This is a genomic window from Streptococcus oralis (assembly GCF_021497945.1).
Classification (GTDB): Bacteria; Bacillota; Bacilli; order Lactobacillales; family Streptococcaceae; genus Streptococcus; species Streptococcus oralis_BR.
This window is the reverse complement of sequence record NZ_CP046524.1, coordinates 53248-75646: the sequence shown is the minus strand read 5'-3', so window position 1 is coordinate 75646 and position 22399 is coordinate 53248. Positions and strand designations below refer to the sequence as shown.

At 42.3% G+C, this 22399-nt stretch carries 20 protein-coding genes and 1 pseudogene; 10 read left to right on the top strand and 11 right to left on the bottom strand.

Annotated features, from left to right (window positions below):
• The first annotated feature begins 70 nt into the window (after positions 1-70).
• The 8 genes and pseudogenes from GOM47_RS00385 to GOM47_RS00350 all read left to right on the top strand — a co-directional run bounded on the left by GOM47_RS00385 (position 71) and on the right by GOM47_RS00350 (position 5784).
• Positions 71-691 carry a GTP pyrophosphokinase gene (locus GOM47_RS00385; protein ID WP_414930295.1) on the top strand — a complete coding sequence of 207 codons (621 nt, stop codon included), beginning with the start codon at positions 71-73 and terminating at the stop codon, positions 689-691.
• A 9-nt stretch (positions 692-700) separates the two neighbouring features.
• Positions 701-1375 carry a response regulator transcription factor gene (locus GOM47_RS00380; protein WP_235080716.1) on the top strand — a complete coding sequence of 225 codons (675 nt, stop codon included), beginning with the start codon at positions 701-703 and terminating at the stop codon, positions 1373-1375.
• Positions 1376-2608 carry a sensor histidine kinase gene (locus tag GOM47_RS00375; protein WP_235080715.1) on the top strand — a complete coding sequence of 411 codons (1233 nt, stop codon included), beginning with the start codon at positions 1376-1378 and terminating at the stop codon, positions 2606-2608.
• A 51-nt stretch (positions 2609-2659) separates the two neighbouring features.
• Positions 2660-3067 carry a hypothetical protein gene (locus GOM47_RS00370; RefSeq protein WP_235080714.1) on the top strand — a complete coding sequence of 136 codons (408 nt, stop codon included), beginning with the start codon at positions 2660-2662 and terminating at the stop codon, positions 3065-3067.
• Positions 3068-3106: 39 nt separating this feature from the next.
• Positions 3107-4171 carry an ankyrin repeat domain-containing protein gene (locus GOM47_RS00365; protein ID WP_235080713.1) on the top strand — a complete coding sequence of 355 codons (1065 nt, stop codon included), beginning with the start codon at positions 3107-3109 and terminating at the stop codon, positions 4169-4171.
• A gap of 131 nt (positions 4172-4302) precedes the next feature.
• Positions 4303-4464: pseudogene (locus GOM47_RS00360) on the top strand (SMI1/KNR4 family protein); the annotation flags it as partial.
• 27 nt (positions 4465-4491) lie between these two features.
• The gene (locus GOM47_RS00355; protein ID WP_235080712.1) at positions 4492-5214 is read left to right on the top strand and encodes a DUF4241 domain-containing protein; all 723 of its coding nucleotides are present in this window, start codon (positions 4492-4494) and stop codon (positions 5212-5214) included.
• A gap of 12 nt (positions 5215-5226) precedes the next feature.
• A complete protein-coding gene (locus GOM47_RS00350; protein WP_235080711.1) occupies positions 5227-5784 on the top strand; it encodes an SMI1/KNR4 family protein in 558 nt (185 codons plus the stop codon).
• Between the two features lie 177 nt (positions 5785-5961).
• Here the strand turns inward: GOM47_RS00350 and GOM47_RS00345 are convergent, their stop codons facing one another.
• The 9 genes from GOM47_RS00345 to GOM47_RS00305 all read right to left on the bottom strand — a co-directional run bounded on the left by GOM47_RS00345 (position 5962) and on the right by GOM47_RS00305 (position 14796).
• Complete coding sequence (locus GOM47_RS00345) at positions 5962-6816, bottom strand: VOC family protein (RefSeq protein WP_235080710.1); 855 nt, start codon at positions 6814-6816, stop codon at positions 5962-5964.
• 111 nt (positions 6817-6927) lie between these two features.
• Positions 6928-7965 carry an aldose epimerase family protein gene (locus GOM47_RS00340; RefSeq protein ID WP_000649398.1) on the bottom strand — a complete coding sequence of 346 codons (1038 nt, stop codon included), beginning with the start codon at positions 7963-7965 and terminating at the stop codon, positions 6928-6930.
• A 145-nt stretch (positions 7966-8110) separates the two neighbouring features.
• On the bottom strand, positions 8111-9106 hold the full coding sequence (gene lacD, locus GOM47_RS00335; RefSeq protein WP_042901976.1) for a tagatose-bisphosphate aldolase: 996 nt from the start codon (positions 9104-9106) through the stop codon (positions 8111-8113).
• A gap of 10 nt (positions 9107-9116) precedes the next feature.
• Positions 9117-10283, bottom strand: coding sequence for an SIS domain-containing protein (locus GOM47_RS00330; protein ID WP_042901933.1), 1167 nt, complete (start codon positions 10281-10283; stop codon positions 9117-9119).
• 104 nt (positions 10284-10387) lie between these two features.
• Positions 10388-10792 (bottom strand): PTS sugar transporter subunit IIA, encoded by a 405-nt coding sequence (locus GOM47_RS00325; RefSeq protein ID WP_080702733.1) that lies wholly within the window; start codon positions 10790-10792, stop codon positions 10388-10390.
• Positions 10793-10795: 3 nt separating this feature from the next.
• Positions 10796-11617: a PTS system mannose/fructose/sorbose family transporter subunit IID gene (locus GOM47_RS00320; RefSeq protein WP_000185287.1), complete on the bottom strand. Its 822-nt coding sequence runs from the start codon at positions 11615-11617 to the stop codon at positions 10796-10798.
• Positions 11604-12509 carry a PTS mannose/fructose/sorbose/N-acetylgalactosamine transporter subunit IIC gene (locus GOM47_RS00315; RefSeq protein ID WP_235080709.1) on the bottom strand — a complete coding sequence of 302 codons (906 nt, stop codon included), beginning with the start codon at positions 12507-12509 and terminating at the stop codon, positions 11604-11606. The genes GOM47_RS00320 and GOM47_RS00315 overlap by 14 nt, the downstream gene beginning before the upstream one ends.
• Positions 12510-12535: 26 nt before the next feature.
• A complete protein-coding gene (locus GOM47_RS00310; protein WP_000156968.1) occupies positions 12536-13012 on the bottom strand; it encodes a PTS sugar transporter subunit IIB in 477 nt (158 codons plus the stop codon).
• A complete protein-coding gene (locus GOM47_RS00305; protein WP_000196619.1) occupies positions 13009-14796 on the bottom strand; it encodes a glycoside hydrolase family 35 protein in 1788 nt (595 codons plus the stop codon). Before GOM47_RS00305 ends, GOM47_RS00310 begins: the two co-directional genes overlap by 4 nt.
• A gap of 315 nt (positions 14797-15111) precedes the next feature.
• Here GOM47_RS00305 and GOM47_RS00300 point away from each other — a divergent pair, with 315 nt between their 5' ends.
• Together GOM47_RS00300 and strH are read left to right on the top strand one after the other, a co-directional pair.
• Complete coding sequence (locus tag GOM47_RS00300; protein WP_235080708.1) at positions 15112-15828, top strand: GntR family transcriptional regulator; 717 nt, start codon at positions 15112-15114, stop codon at positions 15826-15828.
• A gap of 299 nt (positions 15829-16127) precedes the next feature.
• On the top strand, positions 16128-20159 hold the full coding sequence (gene strH, locus GOM47_RS00295) for an LPXTG-anchored beta-N-acetylhexosaminidase StrH (RefSeq protein ID WP_235080707.1): 4032 nt from the start codon (positions 16128-16130) through the stop codon (positions 20157-20159).
• Positions 20160-20216: 57 nt separating this feature from the next.
• Here the strand turns inward: strH and purB are convergent, their stop codons facing one another.
• Positions 20217-21515 carry an adenylosuccinate lyase gene (purB, locus tag GOM47_RS00290; protein ID WP_000610729.1) on the bottom strand — a complete coding sequence of 433 codons (1299 nt, stop codon included), beginning with the start codon at positions 21513-21515 and terminating at the stop codon, positions 20217-20219.
• A gap of 12 nt (positions 21516-21527) precedes the next feature.
• Positions 21528-22394, bottom strand: coding sequence for a hypothetical protein (locus GOM47_RS00285; RefSeq protein WP_223336345.1), 867 nt, complete (start codon positions 22392-22394; stop codon positions 21528-21530).
• Positions 22395-22399: the final 5 nt, after the last annotated feature.

The following is a 22399-nucleotide window of genomic DNA, read 5'->3' as shown; positions in this document are numbered from 1 at the left end:
AATAGAATGACAAATACTATTAGAATCTATGCTCGTAGCAATACGAGTCATTCTTAGAATGGACCAGCCTATGAACTCTATCTATGGCCCTTGCGAAGTCTACTTACCCACTATCTTGCAGACCTTTATTGAAGATATGGAAGAAGCCGCAGCTAATTACAAAAAAGAAACCTCCCTCAAACTATATGAGCATTTGCATGCGCGTATCAAAACCGAGGAAAGTATGCGTGAAAAATGCCAACGCAAAGGCCTTCCTCAGACGAGTCAATCTGCTCTTAAAGAAATCCGAGATGCTATCGGTGTTCGGATCATCACAAGCTTTACAGATGATATCTACCGCATCGTTGACTATATTCGCCAGATACCCACCATCCATATTTTTAAAGAGAAAGACTATATCCGTCAGGTCAAACCCAATGGCTACCGTTCTTACCATCTGATTCTCGAAGTGACTACCCCCTACCCAGACTGTCTGGGAAATGACCAAGGTACCTACTTTATTGAGATCCAGCTACGCACGATTGCTATGGACTCTTGGGCCAGCCTTGAGCATCAGATGAAATATAAGAAAAACATCCAAAATCCTGAGCGAATCACACGTGAGCTCAAACGTTGTGCCGATGAGCTTGCTTCATGCGACTTGACCATGCAGACCATCCGTGATTTGATTCAGCGATCTGACCAAGACTAAGGAGAACCTATGAAAATCCTACTTGCCGAAGATGAAGCTCAACTAAATCGCGTCATCACTGTTGCTTTAGAACGGGAAGGCTATAACGTTGATTCTGTTTTTAATGGACAAGATGCTGTCGAAAAAGCTACAACTAACCACTATCACCTCATGATTTTTGACATCATGATGCCGATCAAGACAGGAATCGAAGCCCTCAAAGAAATTCGCCAGTTGGGCAATACGACCCACGTTATCATGCTGACAGCCATGGCTGAAGTAGATGACCGTGTAACCGGACTCGATGCAGGTGCTGACGACTACTTGACTAAACCCTTCTCTCTCAAGGAACTATTGGCTAGGCTCCGTTCTACTGCCCGCCGTCTGGAGGACTATACCCCAGATACGGTCCAATTAGGAAATACTCGCTTGGATATTGACGAACAAGAATTAGCTGCTACAAACAGCATTCGTTTAGGGAAAAAGGAGACTCAACTCTTGACCCTCCTCATCCAGCATGCTAACCAGACCCTCAGTTGTCAACAACTACTAGAGCAAGTCTGGCCAGAGGAGCTGGAAGAAAGTGATTACGAGCTCGTTTTTCTCTATATTTCCTATCTCCGCCAAAAACTTCAAAGCGTTCAGTCCAACTTGCAAATCTTAGGATCTGCAGAAGGGCCTTTCCAACTGATAGGAGGAGACTAGATGTTTCGAAAACTACGTATCAAGTTTATTGTCACAGCCACTGCTGCTATCGCTCTGATTCTTGCTTTCTTTCTGGTCTTGATGAATAGCATCGTCTATACTCAGACAGAGGATAATATCCAAACCGTCCTCTCCATCTTGTCTAAAAATGAAGGCGAACTCCCAATCACAGATGAAATCAAGGAAAGTTTCACCAAAAAGAACATCCAGGAAGGGATTATCTACAATTTTCAGTATTTCTCTGTCAGAGAAAAAGGGAATGACTACACTATTTCTCTAGGGAATGTCCAATCACTGACTGAAGCAGACGTCAGAGGTTTTCTCCAGAAAATTCTTAAAAAACCGGAAACCTATGGCACGATTACTCGCAACGGGCGCTACTTCACCTACCAGATTAGTCAGACAGCTTCGGGTAAGCTCCTAGTCTTCTTTGAAGCTACCAACTACATTCGCGAACGCGACACCCTCTTTCAAGTATCTATCTGGTTATCGCTGGCTAGCCTATTTCTCCTTGCTCTGCTCTTTACCTTGATTTCTGGGATTGTTATCCGTCCCTTTGTCAAGAACTATGAAAAACAACGGATGTTTATCACTAATGCAGGTCATGAACTCAAAACACCGCTGGCTATCATTTCGGCCAATACGGAGCTTCAGGAACTCATGGAAGGAGAGACCGAGTGGAGCATCAGTACCAAAGAACAGACCGAGCGTCTCAACCACTTGATTGGAAGACTGATCCGACTTGCTCGGCTCGAGGAGCAAGAGGATATCAAACTAGCTCCTCAAAATATCTCGCTTATTGCTGAGAAAGTTGCGACAGATTTTGCTCCCCTCTTTAAAAAAGAAGATAAAAACTTTGAAAGCCTGATTGAAGCAGATATCATAGAAAAAGTTGCTCAGGAGGAATTTTACGAATTACTCAGTATTTTGCTCGACAATGCCCGCAAATACTGTGATCCAGCAGGCACCATCCGTCTGACTCTCAAACGCAAAGCCTATCTCCTACGCAAACGCACCTGTATCACTGTGTCTAACGACTACAAGGATGGGCAGCCTGCCAATATCAAACGCTTCTTTGATCGCTTCTACCGTGCCGAAACATCACACAATAACCAAACCACCTCTGGGTATGGCATTGGTCTCTCCATGGCCCAGCACCTCGTCAGTCTGTTTAGAGGAAAAATCTTTGTCACCTATAAAAAACAAGTGATTACCTTTACTATCTGGTTGTAAACGTGGAGAGTCTGATCGGGGTTCATTCAATTACAATATAAGGAGAAGCCCATGGAATTTTTAGTAGCTGAGGAGGGTATTCCTCAAAGCATCGGTTGCGAAGGAGCAACGATAGCATATTATGGGAGTGAGATAGAATTTCATTATGAAACCGTGCCGCCACATGGAGATGATATTTTTTCTGCAAAATTGCTTTTATTAAATATTCAACTTCCATTTTGGATCTATGGAAGAAATCTCATATTTTTAGATGCCTATTATTTGCTTGCAGAAACAGTGGAGAAGGGCACTTGGAATCCTATAACAAGCATGCTTATCAATATCCATACAGGGAAATATGCCAGTTTAGACCACTGGTACAACAACATATCCGTTAAAGAAAAAGAAGTCGAGCTGAAAAACGACTACGATGGAAAGTCTATGGTTTTAAAAAATCTTAATGGACTGAAGTGGTCTTAAAAATGTAAAATGTGGATTTTTAACATAAGGAGAAAAATAATGGCCAAAAAAAGAGTGACCTTACCTAAAAATTTTGATGAACTGATTACAGCAGGAGATATTGAAGCTCTTAAAGCCGTATATGATAAATGTGAGCTTACTGCTCATGACGGCAGATACAGCTTAAATACAGCACTTCATTTTGGAGGTGTTCCTGATGAGCTTGTTATCTGGCTGGTGGAACAGGGTTTAGATGTAAATACTCCTGATTATTATGGGCGTACACCATTATATAAACATGCCACTTTGGGGAGAGATACTGTAAAACTGCTGTATGAATTAGGCGGAGATATACAAAAACCTGATACATATGGGAGTACACCTCTACATACGGCAGCAGGGTTTTTCCGACCTAAGATAGTCAGTTTTTTGATTGAAAAAGGTGCAGATGTTAATCCCAAAACTGATATGGGACGAACTCCTTTAGCTGAAGCCCTTGCTACTTGTAGGAATATGAATATTGCACAGGTAGCAAAAATTGCAGAAATGCTCATAAAGGCGGGCGCTGAGGTAACCCCTGATATGGCAGAAAGAGTCGAACTAATCGGTAAGGATTTTGAATTTCACAGAGAAAACTTTAATAAAGATTACTTGGCCGAAACAGAAGCAGGGCTTGAGAAACTCTATGCACTGTTTGGTGTAAAGCCTGCTCCAAAACGCAAGATATATGACGGAGTTTCTCCTATTATTGTAAAAAAAGGTTCTTGGAAGGAGCAGTATAACGAGCTTTGGGATTTACTCATTCCTTCAAGCGGACCAGCAAAAACTGTACAAGGCGAAGTGATTCGTATAACAGGGCGCGTACAGGATGAGCTCTATAGAAATGGCGGTGTCAACTGGGATAAACACTACCGGAACATGCTGAAATCCCTGCCAAATCATTTCGCTTCAGGTACACCACTTTCCGAAGAAGAACTGGAAGAAACTAAGGAACTGATTTCCAGCATCCGTGCAAAAGACAGTGATGAAGATACTATAACCGAACGTTTGTGTGAACTTTCGGTTCTCTGGGTAAGCTTAAATCCTGATCCGCTTCCTTTAGGGGAAATAAATTATAACAGATGAGTACATAATCTGTAGGAGACTTAAAATGGTCAAATTAAAAGATATAGGAAATTTTAAATCTGTTCCACAAATTGTAGGTGATATTATAAAGGGGAATATATCCGCACTAGATGAGTATTTTCAAAGGGATGGAGTATTGTGACAGCTGTTTCCTGATGCTGGATTTTGATCCTGACAAAGAAGGAAAAGAAGGTCAGATTCTTTGCTATATTCATGATCCTGATGAAGTTGTGTATGTCGCAGAAAGTCTTAAAGACCTAATCTTTTCGATAATTAGGGAAATAAAAGCATAAGATAGAAGATTTAGAAAGGAGCTGTTTATGGAAAAAATACAAACTTCACAAGAGTGGTTACAGAAATACCAAGAAATAAAACACCTGCTCACTTCGTCTATCAATTATGCAGACTATTTTGATAGGAAAGAAATACAGGACATGGGAGTTTTTGTTTTGGATATGGGGGAAGTGACTTTTCCTAGTGGAGAAATTCTGGTCCGAGATCCTTTGGTCTGGCTCCGTAGAGAGGAAAAGCCTTACTTACAATCTGTTCCCAAAGGAACATATAGACTAAAAACTTTAGTAGCCAAGATAGAAGAAGACCATTACAGGTATGTAGCAACGAGAATCCAATTTACAGATCAAGTGCCAGTGACTTACTATGAAGCATTAAGTGGTGATGAAGATTTAGATGCTGTTGAAAAAGACTCTTATTTTGGATTTTCAGTTGATGCAGGTCTGGCAACGATAGTGGACGTTGACACCAAGAATGCCTACTGCGATTTTGAAGAGAGTTGGTATAAAGAAAATCCTGACAAAAATATCTACGACGATTTCTTTGCAGCAGTTTTTGCTCAAAATGCCATAGACAATCCCCTTTATCAACGTGAGGGTGGGGATTGGATTAATTTTAAAATCCCCAACACTGACCTAAGCATTCCGATGATCCAATCAGGTTTTGGAGATGGTGTCTATCCTGTGTACTTTGGCTATGATAAGGATAATCAGCTTTGTGATTTGGTTGTCGAATATATTTACCTAGGATAGAAAGGTGTAGTCATGTCACTAGAAAAAGTCTATGATTATTTTCATCATTATGATTCTAAAACCTACCAAGTTGTAGCCTGCATGGGAAATGAACCCTCTGAAGAGGATATAGAAGATTTTGAAAAACTGTATCAAATCAGTCTTCCATACGACTTTAAAGAGTTTACCATGTCACCCCTAGGTGGACTCTATATGGAAGTCAGGGAGGAACTGTGGCCTAGAGCTAAAGCATTTGATGTGGCACCATTTTGGACATTTTGCCGTGGTATTAAGGTTTACGGCATTGCAAATGAGATACCTGATTTTCTAGATATTCGACTGAAGACCAAAGAATTACATGAACTAGGCTTTGTAAATTATATCCCTTTTCTGTCTATCATCGGTGATGGAGATGTGATTTTCTGCTTTGATAAAAATAATCACATTGTCGCCTTAGATTGGTATAGTAGTGGAGAGGCTGAAGAACTCGATAGTGACTTTTCAGATCTTTTGCTCAAGCAAATCCAAGAACTGGAGGAGCGTAAAAACAGAATGTTAGAGAGAATTGAGACCCAGAAAAAAGGAAAATAAGCCTTGGGCTAGTAAAGTTATATCTAATGTCATCACAACAGCACGGAACTCAAAATGAGTTGGGACAAAAGTCTAACCTTAAATATAAAAAGCGAACAAGTCCGCATTCTAAAAACAGAATACGAGCTTATCCGCCTTTTTCTATGTCTCTAAAATAAATGACGTGTTTTCCTCGTCTCATCGTGCCAAGCGAATGCGAGTCACAATCCCATCTGGGTCTACAAGATCCAGTTCACTCGAATTTATCCACTTGATCGGTGCTTCTAGCTCTTGTGCTTGCTGAACGATGGCTAAGAGTTCTTCCTTACTTTCGACCTCAAGGACATAGTAGGCCAAGCCAGGCAAGCCAGATTTACGCGGAGCTAGACCTTTTCCAGCCCATTCGTTGACGGCCAGATGGTGATGGTACTGACCAGCCGCTATCCAACTAGCACTAGGGATGCTAAATTTATCCTCTAACCCTAACACTTTTTGATAAAACTGACTCGCCGCGCGGCTATCCTTAACTGATAGATGGATATGCCCCATTCTCGTCCCTTCAGCTAGGATAAAGGGATCTACCTTTTCCCCTAACTCATAGATATCCTGTGCCGCAAGGGCCTCTGTCACACCGATAATGCGTCCGTCTTCTCGAATATCCCATGAAGAAACTGGCTTATCACGGTAGAGTTCAATGCCATTTCCTTCCAAATCCTCCAGATAAAGGGCCTCACTGTATCCATGATCCGCACCTCCGACCAGAGGAATGCGCAAATCACTTAAGTGTTTCAGGACATCTGCCAAGGCTTTTCGTGTCGGCAACAAAATCGCCAGATGGTAGAGCCCATAATGCTCCCTTACTTCCCCAGCTTTTTCTGCCTGAATCAAGTGGACCAAGGCTTTTCTACCAAGTCCCAAAATCGCCTCTGTCTCTGTTTGGGATAAAATCTCCAAGCCAATAATCTGGTGATAAAAAGCCGTTTGACGCGTCAAATCCTTGACATTTAAAACCACTTCTGCTAGGTAAATGTGGCTTTGGTATGCATAAGTCATCGTGGTGTCTCCTTTTGTTTGTTGTAACTTTGTTAATTACATCAATTATACACTATTGAGATAAAATGTCAACGAAGACAACTCAAAAGAGCTGGAAACCAGCTCTTCTTTTTATTTTACAACAAGCTCGTAGCGAGTTTTGCTAGTGAAAGTTTCCCCTGCTTTGAGAATGACCTGGTCTTTGAGGTCACTGTGAATGGCATCTGGTAAAGCTTGCGCTTCAAGGGCAATCCCATTGTGCTGTACCATTGGTTGGCCTCCGATGAGCACACTCTCATCCACAAAGTTTGCTGTGTAGACCACAAAGCAAGGGGCCTCTGTCTTGAAAAGTAGGAAGCGACCTGAGTTTTGGTCATAAAGGAAACCAGCATTGTCATGACCGGCGGGAAGAGCAAATGGGTGATCCAAACCAGATACCAACTGGATTTGCTCATCTTCCTCTGCAAAGATGTCCTTCAACAAAGCACCATTGTAGATATGTTTAACCACATCACGAGTAGCGTCTGGAGTCTTAGCTGGGACACCGTCGGGAGCGATTGGGTAAATGCCCTCTGTGTTTAGTTGGAATACATGACGGTCAACCGTCTGCGTGAAATCACCAGACAAGTTAAAATAGCTGTGGTTGGTTGGATTGACAAGCGTATCCTGATCTGTCGTCACCTTATAGCTGACTTCGTAGGCACCAGTTTCTTCCAAGTGATAGCTGATCCAGATCTTGAGGTTACCAGGGAACCCTCCTGTCCCATCTGTACGCTCTGTATAGAGAGTCAATCCATGGTCGCTCACTTCAACTAGTTCAAACAAGCTCGAATCCCAACCTGTTGAACCACTGTGGTTACAGTTGCTAGCATTGTTGACCTCAAGGTCATAGGTCTTACCATTAAGCTCAAAGGTCGCACCTGCAATACGGCCTGCCACAGGACCTACACTAGCTCCATGCTTGGGACTATTCCCTACATAGCTATCAAAGTCATCAAAACCCAAGATAACATTGGCAAAATTTCCAGCCTTATCAGGCGTGACATAGCGCAAGATGGTCGCACCATAAGTCATAACTTCAAGCTGGTAACCACCATCAGTCTCAAAGCGATAAGCCAAGACATCCTTGCCCTCATGATTTCCAAATACACGCTCTGTGTATGCTTTCATTCTTCTCTCCTTTGATCCATTTCTCTTAAGTAAACAAACCATAGAGAGTGTATTCACCATCTATGGTTGTAGTTTCTATTTTCAGAATCCTTTGTCAGAAAACCTTAAGTATCTTCTTAACAAAAGGGGGGCTTCTATTCTTGTTTTATGCTTCCACACGTTCAGTCCATGAAGTCGCTGTTGTTTGAAGAACCTTGTTGAGTTCGTCAATGTTCTCAAAACCTGTTGTGCGTAGCCACTCACGAGCTGCTGCTTCACCATCTTTAATGTAAGCTTCAACTGATCCAGCCCAGGTTGCACGGCCACAAAGAACGCCGTTGAAGTTTGCGCCTGATTCGTGAGCAAAGACAAGGGTTTCTTGGAAGAGTTTAGCTGATACACCTGCACTCAAGTAGATATATGGCAAGTTAGTTGCTTCGTCTTGCGCTTTGAAGAAAGCTGCCGCTTCTTCACGAGTATGTACGATTTCACCATCGCCAAAGCCTTCAACGTATTTGACGTTGACTGGAACTTCCACTTTCAAAACATCGATGTTAAAGCGTGGGTCTGAGAAGACTTTCATAGCACCGATAACCTTGTGTGGTTTTACTTTGGCGTATTCTGCAGAACCTGCGTCAGCGATTTTTTCATCGTAAGCCAAGATTTCAAGGAAGAATGGAATGTCTTCCGCCACACACTCTGAACCGATGCGTTCGATATAGGCTTGTTTTTCTTGGTTGAGTTCGTCAGCGCTGTCTACGTCATAGTAAAGCAAGAACTTAACAGCGTCTGCACCTTGTTCTTTGATGCGTTTGGCAGACCAAACATCCAAGCAGTCAGGCAAGCGTTTAGTGCTAGTTGTATCGTAGCCAGTTTTCTCATAAGCAAGGAGAAGACCAGCATTTGGAGCAAGCGCTTTTGTAGCTGGGAGACCATACTCAGGGTCGAGAAGCATAGAGGATGCGTATTTTGTCAATTCATCTGCAACCAATACTTTAAGTTCTTCCATTTGAGCCACTGTTGGCTCTTCTGTTTGGTATTGAGCCATGAGGCGTTTTAAAGCACCACGTTGGTCAAAGGCAAGAGCTGAGATAATGCCGTTCTCGTCAGAGAGTTTTTGCAAGCAAGCTACTTTATTGGGACTTAATTGTAATTTACTCATAGACACTTCCTTATTTTTGATATTCATGAATGATCACACCTTGTACCACACGGTTTACAGTGCCAGTAGGAGATGGTGTATCTGGTTTATTTTCTACCTTGAGTGAAGTCAATAGGGCAAAGAGTTGAGCATAAACGATGTAAGGGAAGACACGGTAAATATCGTTCAAAACACCGCCACAGCCAAGGGCTACTTCTTTGACATTTTCAAGACCAAAGGCTTGATCACTCAAAAGCACAACACGACGAGCAATGTGATCACCAGCCACTTCACGAACCAAGTCCAAGTCGTACTTGCGAGTGTAGTCTGTCGTTGTGCCAAATACCAAAACAACTGTATCTTCGTTGATCAATGATTTTGGACCGTGACGGAAGCCAACTGGGCTTTCATACATGGTCGCCACTTGACCAGCTGTTAATTCCAAAATCTTCAACTGAGCTTCATGAGCAAGTCCAAAGAAAGGACCAGCGCCTAGGTAGATAACACGGTTAAAGTCGAGGTCAACCAACTCTTTGACATCTTTTGCATTGTCTAGAACTTTGCGGACAAGTCTAGACACAACTTCAAAACGTTGAGCTTTCACAGCAAATTCTGTAGGATCAAAGACCAAGAGAGCTGTTAGTAGCATAGATGTAAAGCTAGAAGTCATGGCAAATCCAGCGTCATTAGAAGCAGCTGGTTGCAAAAGCAAGAGATTGCGGTCATCTCCATGAGCTTGAAGAGCCAATTTACCATCTGCAGCACATGTAATGGTCACTTGATAGAGGTCATCCACCAAGGCCTTAGCCAAATCAACCGTCGCCACACTTTCAGGTGAATTCCCACTACGAGCAAAGGAAACAAGGACAGTCGCCACATCTTTTTTCAAATAAGTTTCTGGATTGGCAACAATATCAGTTGTCGCAATAGCATTGAAATTCCATTTGCGTTCGTCATAGACTTCCTTAAAGTATGGTACCAAGGTATCTCCCACATAAGCAGAAGTACCAGCACCCGTCAAGATGACCTTGATATAGTCATGTTTATCCGCAATCCCTTGTAGGAAGGCTGCAATTTCTTCACGTTTTGCTTGATAGGCTTCAAAAGCTTCTTTCCATACATCAGGCTGTTGGTAGATCTCACGAGTCGTGATTTCTGCACCCAGTTCAAGTAATTCTTCTTTTGTGTAATTTAGCATAGAGTTCCTCTAATCTATTGTTGTTTCATTCCTATTGAAAATATGGGAATGGGATTGACTCCCATTCCCATGTATATTCTATATAAGATGCCCTAAGTCACATCTTATTCATCTTCGTCATCATCAAAGCCCGCTAACAAATCATTGACTTTCACAATGCTTTCTGCAGCACGGCTCTTGTAGTCCGCATCTGCACCTGTAAGGCTGGCATTGATAAATTCAATCACCATTGGAAGATTCATCCCTGCGTAGAGTTCAATGTCGCGACCTTCCATGATCAAGCGGCTCACCACGTTACATGGTGTACCACCGAGAAGATCTGCAAAGACTAGGAAATCATCCAATCCTTCGATAGCAGCTTCAAATTTTGCAGTAAATTCTTCTGGGCCATCTTCTGGAAGAAGAGCCACTGTATGAATGTTGTCCTGTGGACCCATGATCATTTCTGTGCTACCTTTAAGTTCTTCACAGAAACGACCATGACTCACCAAAATTAATGATTTACTCATAAATTATGCGCCCATTCCAAGCAAGAATTTACCGATGAATGAAAGACCTACTGCAAGAACGATAATGATACCGATCGCTTTAGTAGAGTTCATACCTTTCTTACCAAGCAACCAGAAGATAAAGGCAGTAAAGATTGCTGGAAGCAAGCGTGGGAAGATTGAGTTCAAGATATCTTGGAAGTCAATCATCTTTTCACCGATTGGCAATTTGTAAGAAATCTCAAAGTTGATCATTGTTGCTACAAGAGCACCCATCATGAAGACACCAAGTACAGATGCAGCGTCAATCAAAGCTGTCAAGGTACTTTGCATGTTGTTGATAAGGTTAACCCCTTCTTTGTAGGCAAATTCCAATTGTTTCCAACGGAAGATATCATAAGCAACTGCAACTGCGATCCAAAGGAAGATACCCCATGGTTGCCCAGCGATCGCCATAGTTGCTGCGATAGATCCCATGATAGCAGGTACAAGTGAACCAAAGATTGTATCTCCAAGAGGAGCGAATGGTCCCATCAAACCTGTCTTGATACCGTTAACGGCATCTTTTGAACCCACACCATCTTTTTCTTCCATGGCAAGGTCAAAACCAGCGATAATTGTGTGGAAGAATGGAGAAGTGTTGAAGAATTGAGTATGAACTTTCATCATTTCTTTCAATTCAGGAGTTCCATCCCCATACATTTTACGCAATTGTGGCAAGATCATGTAAAGGTAACCAGAAGCTTGCATACGTTCGTAGTTCCAACCTAATTGGAAAGTAAACAAGCTACGTTTGTTGATTTGATTAAAATCTTCTTTTGTTAGTTTGTAATTAGAATTCGTCATCTTCGATTTCCCCACTTTCTGATGGTGTAGAAGGTGCTGCTACAGCAACTTTTTGGCTGTTCTTGAAGTGAACAACTGCAAGGAAGATACCCACGATAGAGATACCGATCATAGACAATCCTTTGAAGTTGTTAACAAAGCCAATTTTTTCAGCAACTTCAGCAGGAAGAGTACCAAGGATACCCGCAACTGCTCCACCAAGACTTGTTACGTTTGAGTAAAGAACAGTCAACATAGCTGTCAAACCGAATCCCATAGCAAGGTAGTGAAGGTTACGTTTAACTGGAAGGTAACGAAGCAAGATAGCGAATCCAAGACCTGGAAGCATACGACCTGCAAGAGTCAAACCGTCTGCAACCCATTGGTATTCTTTAACAAGGTCTACTACTGATTGTACGAAAGCACCACCAAAAGCAAGAGCGAAGAATACTGGAAGGGCACGAGAAAGAGCCCATGGAAGCGCACCAAGTAGGTAGTTACGTTCGATACCTTTGTAGTCAAAGCGTTCGATCGCAGCATCAATACGGTGTGCAAAGAAAGTAGTTGTCATACGTCCAAGAACGTCGAAGTATGTCAAAAGTGCTGCTACTGGTACAGCGATTGTTGTAATCGCAAGGTCTGTATCAATACCTTGAGAGATAGAGAATGCTGTTGCAAGAACCGCACCAGAAGTTGCGTCGATACGAGAAGCACCACCGAAGGTACCAACCCCGAGAACGAACAACTGCAAGCTACCACCGATAAACAAACCAGTTGTCACATCTCCCATGATCAAACCAGTAATGAAACCAGCGAATACAGGGGAACCTGCAGATGAAACGATTGTCAACTCATCACAGATTTGATAAGCTGAGTACAAAGTGAGAAGTAAAATTTGCCACCATTGTATCATAACAATGACCTCCTAAAAATTTTTTCCTATTTTAATAAGCTCAAAAAGTCTGAAACTGGATCATTTGGAACCATTTGAGCAGTGAGTTTCACACCTTTTTCTGCTAGTTTGTGGAAATCTTCCACATCCTTGTCTACCACATTGATAGAACGTGTGATAGAGCGAGTTTCTGGTGTTTGAGACATATTGCCGACGTTGAGTGTTTCAAGCGGTACACCTGCTTCGACCAAACCAAGGAAACGGTCTGGTTTACGTGCAACGATAAAGAGACGTTGGCTATCGTATTTACCAGCAAGGATATTTGCTGCTGCTTTCTCAACTGGCAAGATACTGAGTTTCACACCTGGTGGTGTCGCAAGTTTCAAACCACTCTTTTCAATATCGTTGTTAACAACTTCGTCGTCTACAACCATAATGCGTGAAACATTTAGTTTTCCAGCCCAAAGATTGGCTACTTGACCGTGGATCAAACGTCCATCAATACGGCATCCTACAATTGTCATAAGTTTTCCCCCTTTATGTGTTTTAGTGTAGGTTTACGAGTTAAATGAATCTCTTCTTTATATTCGCCCTCAGTTTCAAAGATGATGATGCGGTTAGCACCTTCCTTGAGATAACTATGAGGGATATAAAGTGAGAGGGTCGGGCCGACGTTCCAGAAACGTCCTAAGTGACGCCCGTTGACAAAGGCAACTCCCTTACCAAACTCAGACAAGTCTAAGTAGGTATCCTTCGGCTCTTCAACAGTAAAGTCGAAAGCGTAAAAGGCTGGTTGTCCTTCTGTCCATCCTTTTGAAAAATCAATTTTCTCAGGATTATCCAGTGGCAGTGGATATTGTTTCCAATTCAGTAAGAAATGTAGATCCTTGCAGACACCTGTACGAATTCCTTTACGTTGCGTATCTGCCAAGAACTTATGTCCGTAGTTGACACGCCCCATATTTTCAATCAAGATGTCAATCTCTGAAAAGCCTTCTCGGTTGCCCTGACAGTAGATATCTTCACCAATCTCTGTCTGGTATTGAGTAGCAATCCATTGACCATCTACAAAGAGTTGAGCTCGGTCACGTCCATCGATGATACGGAGACGTTCCTCTTCTGCATCCCAACTTGCCTCAGTGCGGTAGAGAAGGTAGCCATAACTTTGACCAAGTTCTTCCATCGCTTTTGGATAGAGGCTTTCAGTAGGACTAGAGAGATTATCCAGGGTTTCAAACAAGGAAACTTTTTCGACCAATGGAATGGACCCTATCTCCATGCTTTCCTTATAGAGTGGTTCCAACTGTGGATACTCTGGGAAGTGGGTTGCCATCATCTTCTTGACTGCTAAGTATTTAGCAGTTGGATTTCCTTCTTCATCGAGAAGGGCATCATAGTCGTAAGATGTGACTTGCGGCAAATCCAGAGTTCCTCGAGCCGAGCAACCATTCATGAAACCAAAGTTTGTACCACCATGGAACATGTAAAGGTTGATAGAGCCTTGCTCCAATACCTCTCGAACAGCTTCTGCCAATTCTTTAGGATCACGAGTGATGATGGGTTCTTTCCAACGGTTGAACCAACCATCCCAGAATTCCATACACATGAGGGGCCATTTCTTGCCATGCTCATCAAAGAATTCCTGCATCTGTGAAAAGTTGTACGGAGCTTTAGAACCGAAGTTTCCTGTCACAAAGAGATCGTCTTCGATCAAGGTTCCGGCTTTCAGAGTAGCCCTCCATGGGCCATCTGAAGTAAAGAGTGGGCAATCAATCCCTCGGTCTTCCATCAATTTCCGAATTGCTCGTAGATAAGACTTATCTTCTCCATAAGAGCCATATTCATTTTCGACTTGCATCATAAGAATGTTTCCACCATTATCCAACAAGCGAGGCACAAGCCTTGGCAATAATTGGTCATAATAGCGAGCAACAGCCTCGATGTAGGCCGGGTCGGACGAGCGAATTCGCATGTCCTTTGTCAAGAGCCAAGCCGGCAAGCCACCAAATTCCCATTCCGCACAGATAAATGGAGACGGGCGTACAATGGCATAGAGACCTAGATCTTGTGCAATTTGAAGAAATCTCTCCAAATTTCTGGCACCTTCAAAATCAAACTCCCCTTCAACAGGTTCGTGTAAATTCCAAGCCACATAGGTCTCGACTGTATTAAAGCCAAGCGCCTTTAAGTTATAGAGAGAATGATACCAATCCTCTGCTGGAATCCTAAAATAATGAATGGCGCCGGACAAAATCTTGAACGGTTTTCCGTCTAAATAGAAATCGTCCTCAATTTTAAATCTGGTCATGTTATTACCTCTGACGAATTAAGTTTGCGCTTTCATTTATTATAATATTAACTATAATCAAATCTTTTGCATTTGTCAATAGGTTTTAGAAAATTATTTAAAATTTTTCTATTTTTTTACTTACCGTTTACCGAAATTATCTAAAAATAGCATGAAATGAGGGCTTTTGCACGACCTCTGTTTTGATGGCGCTTTTATATATGTGCAAAATAATATTTTTAATGTATTATGTTATTTTTTCATCTAAATGCTACTATTTTCTTTGTGTTTGTGGTAAAATCAAAGAAGGAGAAAGAAAAAAATTGAGGTGCAATTATGGCTATTCCAAAATACCAATATATTAAAGACGAACTCAAGAATAAAATCATCTCAGGTCAATTTGCGAGTGGAGACAAGTTTTATACTGAAGCAGAGTTGATCGCGATGTATGATGTCAGTTCTATCACAGTTGTTCGTGCCTTGAACGACCTTGCCAAAGATGGCTATATTGTCCGCCAACAAGGAAAAGGAACTTTTGTTTCACGCGCTCGTAAGCACAAACTCGTTGAGTTTTCAGATGTGGAAATTTTTGAAACAAAGGACGATAAGGTAACTGTCCTTTCTATCGAACGTGGAAATAAGCTTGAATATTTGGAAAAACTTGGTTTGCGTGGAGACCAGTTCTACTACAAGATCGAACGGACACGTCAAACTAACGGTGTGACCTATATCTACCACACTTCTTATATTCCCGAACAATATATCAATGCCAACTATCCAAATCTTGACTATTATAGTTCTATCTATAAACGTTTCAAATTGGATTACCGCATTCACATGACTGATGAGCATTTTGAGGAAATCAACGAAATCGCATTCCCAACACCAGAGCATGCTGCTTCTATGTTGGGAATTGATACACAATTTCCAACTGTCTTCCAAACAAAGACTACAAAACTTGAGGCCACTGGCCAAGTCCTTGCCTATAGTGAAACGTATAAGCGAGCAGACTACTACAAAATCAAATTCATCTCGTGTGATCGAGGTCATTAAGAAAAAGCTTGAGCCTAGCTCAGGCTTTTTCTATGTTCATTATAGCATGCACCATTTAGTATGAACATATGACGAAGGGTAATTCTTTAATTAGTAGTGCTTTTACTAAAAACAAGTTAAATATTGGCTAGATTTTCCTTGTTTTTAGTTTTTTGACAATTTTTTCCTAAATCTTATGATTTCCTCCATTTATTATAGTTCTTTCATAAAGCCGCTTGACTTTTTATATCTTAGATAATAAAATAAAAACAGTTTTGTGTAAACGCTATCATACGATATAATAATAGGGAGGTTTTATCATGAAACTAGAAAAGAAACAGCGCTTCTCCATTCGTAAATATGCAGTTGGGGCAGCTTCTGTACTTATAGGATTTGCTTTTAGTGCACAAGTCGTATCTGCTGACGGGATTACTCCAACTCCAACAGCTGAGGAAACTGTTCAAACTATTCAGGAGAGTCCTCAAGCAGTCAAAGAAGCTGTAGACTCCAAGGTTCCAGAAAAACTGGAAGAAAAGGCTAACAAGCCTGTAAAAGAGGAGGTCAAAGAAGACCAGGAGGCTCCTCGAACAGTTGCTCCAAAAACAGAAGAGTCAAGCACACCAGTTGTGACAGAAAATGCTGCTCCAACTCCTACTGCCGAGAAAGAAAGCCCTGCCCCAGCTGAAACTCCTGCTGAAAGTACTTCTTCAGACAAGAAAAATGAACCAGCCACACCTGCTGCAGTTGCTCCTAGCACTGAACGAGCAAGTCAAGTAAATGAAAAACTGGCAAAACGAAAAATGATCTCAATCGACGCTGGACGCAAGTACTTCTCTCCAGACCAACTCAAAGAAATCATTGACAAAGCCAAACACTACGGTTATACTGATCTTCATTTACTAGTCGGAAATGATGGCATGCGTTTCATGCTGGACGACATGACGATCAAAGCGAATGGCAAAACCTATGCCAGTGATGATGTCAAACGTGCACTCGAAAAAGGAACCGATGCCTACTACAAGGATCCAAACGGCAACCATTTGACAGAGAGTCAGATGACGGACTTGATCAACTATGCCAAAGATAAAGGTATCGGACTAATCCCAACAGTCAACAGCCCTGGCCACATGGATGCGATTTTGCATGCTATGAAAGAACTAGGTATCCAAAAACCAAACTTTACCTACTTTGATAAGGAATCTGCTCGTACCGTTGACCTTGATAACAAAGAAGCAGTTGCATTTACCAAGGCTCTGATTGACAAGTATGCTGCTTACTTCGCTGGCAAATCTGACATTTTCAATATCGGACTCGACGAGTATGCCAACGATGCTACAAACGCCAAGGGATGGAGCGTTCTTCAGGCTGATAAATACTATCCAAATGAAGGCTACCCTGTAGATGGATATGAGAAATTTATCGCCTACGCCAACGACCTTGCTCGCATCGTCAAATCTCACGGTCTCAAACCAATGGCCTTTAACGATGGTATCTACTACAATAGCGATACAAGCTTTGGTACTTTTGATAAAGATATCATTGTTTCTATGTGGACTGGTGGATGGGGCGGTTACGACGTCGCTTCTTCTAAACTCCTAGTGGAAAAAGGTCACCAAATTCTTAATACCAACGATGCTTGGTACTATGTTCTCGGACGAAATGCCGACGGCCAAGGCTGGTACAACCTGGACCAAGGACTCAATGGAATCAAGAACACTCCAATCACTTCTGTACCAAAATCTGAAGGAGCTGATATTCCTTTCATCGGTGGTATGGTAGCTGCTTGGGCAGATACTCCATCAGCACGCTATTCTCCATCACGTCTCTTCAAACTCATGCGTAGCTTCGCAAATGCCAATGCTGAATACTTTGCTGCCGACTATGAGTCTGCTGAGCAAGCTCTGAAAGAAGTGCCAACAGACCTTAACCGCTATACTGCAGAAAGTGTCGCGGCTGTAAAAGAAGCTGAAAAAGCCATTCGCTCACTCGATAGCAACCTCAGTCGTGCCCAACAAGACACCATTGACCAAGCAATTGCAAAACTCCAAGAAGCTGTTACCAACTTGACCTTCACACCAGAAGCTCAAAAAGAAGAAGACGCGAAACGTGAAGTTGAAAAACTTGCCAAGAACAAGGTGATCTCAATTGACGCTGGACGTAAGTACTTCTCAGCTGAGCAACTCAAACGTATCGTAGACAAGGCGAGCGAACTCGGCTACTCTGATGTGCATCTTCTCCTAGGAAATGATGGACTTCGCTTCCTCCTTGATGACATGACCATCACAGCTAACGGAAAAACTTATGCAAGTGACGATGTCAAAAATGCCATCATTGAAGGAACAAAAGCTTACTACGATGATCCAAACGGAACCACTCTTAGTCAGACTGAAATCACTGAATTGATTGAGTACGCAAAATCAAAAGGTATCGGACTCATCCCAGCGATCAACAGCCCAGGTCACATGGATGCCATGCTCGTTGCTATGGAAAAATTAGGCATCGCAAACCCTCAAGCTAATTTTGATAAAGTCTCCAAAACAACCATGGACCTCGAAAACGAAGAGGCGATGAACTTTGTTAAAGCCCTCATCGGTAAGTACATGGACTTCTTTGCAGGCAAGACTAAGATCTTCAACTACGGTACAGACGAATATGCCAATGATGCTACCAACGCCCAAGGCTGGTACTACCTCAAATGGTATGGACTCTATGGCAAGTTTGCTGAGTACTCTAACACCCTTGCTGCCATGGCCAAAGAAAGAGGCCTTCAACCAATGGCCTTCAACGATGGTTTCTACTATGAAGACAAGGATGATGTTGAGTTTGACAAGGATGTCATCATCTCTTACTGGTCTAAAGGATGGTGGGGCTATAACCTTGCAACGCCTCAGTACCTAGCAAGCAAAGGCTATAAACTCCTCAACACCAACGGAGACTGGTACTATGTTTTAGGTAATCACAAACCAGACGAAGCCTATCCACTATCAAAAGCACTTGAAAACTCTGGCAAAGTACCATTTAACCAGCTTGCATCTACCAAATATCCAGAAGTAGACCTTCCAACCGTCGGAAGCATGCTTGCTATCTGGGCAGACAAACCAAGTGCTGAGTATAAGGAAGAAGAAATCTTTGAACTCATGACTGCCTTTGCAGATCATAACAAAGACTACTTCCGCGCTAACTACAACGCACTCCGTGAGGAACTTGCTCAAATTCCTGCAAACTTGGACGGATACAGCAAGGAAAGCTTGGATGCCCTAAATGCAGCTAAAGAAGCTCTCAACTACAATCTCAACCGTAACAAACAAGCAGAGTTAGACGCTCTCGTAGCCAAACTCAAGGCAGCCCGCCTAGGCCTCAAACCAGCAGCAACCCACTCAGGAAGCCTCGATGAAAACGAACTAGCTGCCAATGTTGAAACCAAACCGGAACTCATCACAAGAGCAGAAAAGATTCCATTTGAAGTTATCAAGAAGGAAAATCCAAATCTCCCAGCCGATCAGGAAAAGATCATCACACCAGGTGTAGAGGGCGAACGCACTCATTACATCTCTGTCCTTACTGAAAATGGGAAACAAACAGAAACGGTTCTAGATAGCCAAGTAACCAAAGAACCTGTGACCCAAGTGGTTGAAATCGGCGCCCCTATTACTCACAAAGGGGATGAACACGGTCTTGCCCCAGCCACAGAGGCAAAACCTAGACTGGACATCCAAGAGGAAGAGATTCCTTTCACTACCGTAACACGTGAAAATCCACTCTTGCTCAAAGGGAAGACTCAAGTCCTTACCAAAGGTGTTAACGGTCGTCGCAGTCATTACTACTCTGTAAGCACTACTGCTGATGGCAAAGAAGTGAAGACTCTTGTCGATAGCCTTGTAACGCAAGAAGCAGTGACACAAGTCATTGAAGTCGGAACCCTTGTTACCCATGTAGGGGATGAACACGGTCTTGCCCCAGCTGCAGAAGCAAAACCTAGACTAGACATCCAAGAAGAAGAGATTCCTTTCACTACCGTGACACGTGAAAATCCGCAATTGCCAAAAGGACAAAGTCAAGTCGTCGTTTCCGGAGTAAATGGTCGCCGTACCGTCTTCTACTCTGTTAGCACTACTGCTGACGGCAAGGAAGAAAGAACCCTTGTCAATAGTGCGGTATCACAGGAAGCGGTCGCTCAAGTTGTCGAAGTCGGAACTGCCGTTGAGAAAACTGAGCAAGCTGAAGCAACTACTAGCAAAGCAGATGAAAAACAACTCCCTGCAACAGGAAGTCAAGACTCTGCAGGCTTGGTCGCAGCAGGACTCATGGCTACACTAGCAGCCTACGGACTCACTAAGAGAAAAGAAGATTAAACCTCTTCGACAAGAATACAAAAAAGCGAGATTGAATCTCGCTTTTTTGATTTATGCTTAGTCACCAAGTCCGATACGTTCAAAGATATCATCCACTCGTTTGGTGTAGTATGCAGGGTTGAAGATTTCGTCAATCTCCTCTTGTGTTAAGCGGGAAGTGACTTCTGGATCCGCTTCGAGAAGCGGTTTAAAGTCTACTTGGTTGTCCCAAGAGTAAGCCGTTTTCGGTTGAACAAGGTCGTAAGCTTGCTCACGGGTCATGCCTTTTTCAATCAAGGTCAACATAGCACGTTGGCTAAAGATAAGACCAAAGGTTGAGTTCATGTTGCGTATCATGTTTTCTGGGAAGACCGTCAAGTTCTTGACGATATTTCCAAAACGGTTGAGCATGTAGTCGATCAAAATAGTCGTATCTGGTGTGATGATGCGCTCAGCTGACGAGTGAGAGATATCACGTTCGTGCCAGAGGGCTACGTTCTCATAGGCTGTTACCATGTGACCACGGATAACACGCGCAAGACCTGTCATGTTTTCAGAACCAATCGGGTTGCGTTTGTGAGGCATAGCAGATGAACCTTTTTGACCTTTGGCAAAGAACTCTTCCACCTCACGTTGTTCTGATTTTTGCAGACCACGGATTTCCGTTGCCATACGCTCGATAGAAGTCGCGATGCTGGCAAGAACTGCAAAGTACTCAGCGTGAAGGTCACGAGGAAGCACTTGTGTAGAGATTTCTTGGGCACGGATACCCAACTTGTCGCAGACGTATTGCTCTACAAATGGTGGGATGTTGGCAAAGTTCCCAACCGCACCAGAAATCTTACCAGCTTCCACACCAGCAGCCGCATGCTCGAAACGCTCGATATTGCGCTTCATTTCGCTGTACCAAGTGGCCAATTTAAGACCAAAAGTTGTCGGCTCAGCGTGCACACCATGGGTACGTCCCATCATGATGGTGAACTTGTGCTCCTTAGCCTTATCAGCGATGATGTTGGTGAAGTTTTCAAGGTCACGACGGATGATGTCGTTGGCCTGCTTGTAGAGGTAACCATAGGCAGTATCCACCACGTCGGTAGAAGTCAAGCCATAGTGGACCCACTTGCGCTCTTCACCAAGAGTCTCAGAAACCGCACGCGTGAAAGCCACCACATCGTGGCGAGTCTCCTGCTCAATCTCTAAAATACGGTCGATGTCAAAGTCCGCCTTCTCGCGAATCAAAGCCACATCTTCCTTAGGGATTTCACCCAACTCAGCCCATGCCTCGTCAGCCAAGATTTCCACCTCAAGCCAAGCACGGTATTTATTTTCTTCACTCCAAATGTTCGCCATCTCAGGGCGAGAGTAACGGTTGATCATGTTGTTTCTCCTTTAAAGCATTTCTTTCATCTTGAACAGGTTAGAATGAAAATTTTCAATTCTTTTTTCAAGTGCTTCAACAGTTTTTTCTTTACTATCGTTATAATAAATAGATAGTAATTGACTATCTTCCTTACTGATATCTTTCCGATTCTCATCAGGTAGACTATTTAATTTTTCTGATGCCATCGCAATCATGTCTACAATTCTAATTGAAGCATTAAAACCAATAGCAAAAATATTTTTCTTTTCTAAATCTTTCTCTTGAGATACCAAAAAATTATATGAAATAAATAGTAATTTTGAATAATCTTCAAAAAAGTATCTTGCGTTTCCAAACTCTCTTCTAATTTTTAGCGGAACTTCCTCAAGCTCTATTTCCCTCCACTTTTCTAGCAATTCTCCCATAGCATAATGTCTAGCAACGACATTCATTGTGTTTTGAACCCTTGAGTCACTCTGAATATATTCCTCAATACGATCAATATTTTCATATAAAAATTCTAATCCCTTCGGTAATCTTATTCGTCTTAACTCAAGCGCTGTTTTTTCTAGAGATTCCCCCATCTTTTCTTGTTTTGTATTCTGTGCATCTAAAATGTTTGTAATTTCTACAAAAGTTTCTTGCATTTGTTTCTGATTTTCTTCTTGTTTATCTAAACGTTGCTCTTGCAAAATCAGATCGTCTTTCCTTTCCAAACTCTCGACATGAAAAAGAAATAATGATATTAATACAGGAATCAACATACACAGTAATTGGATAAGGTAATCACCTGGTTTAGTTTCAAAGTTATTAACAATGCTATTCCAATAAGAACAGCTCAATATTATTAATAAAAGTGTAATTACGGCTGTAATTAAGTAAATTACTTTTTTCAAACTTC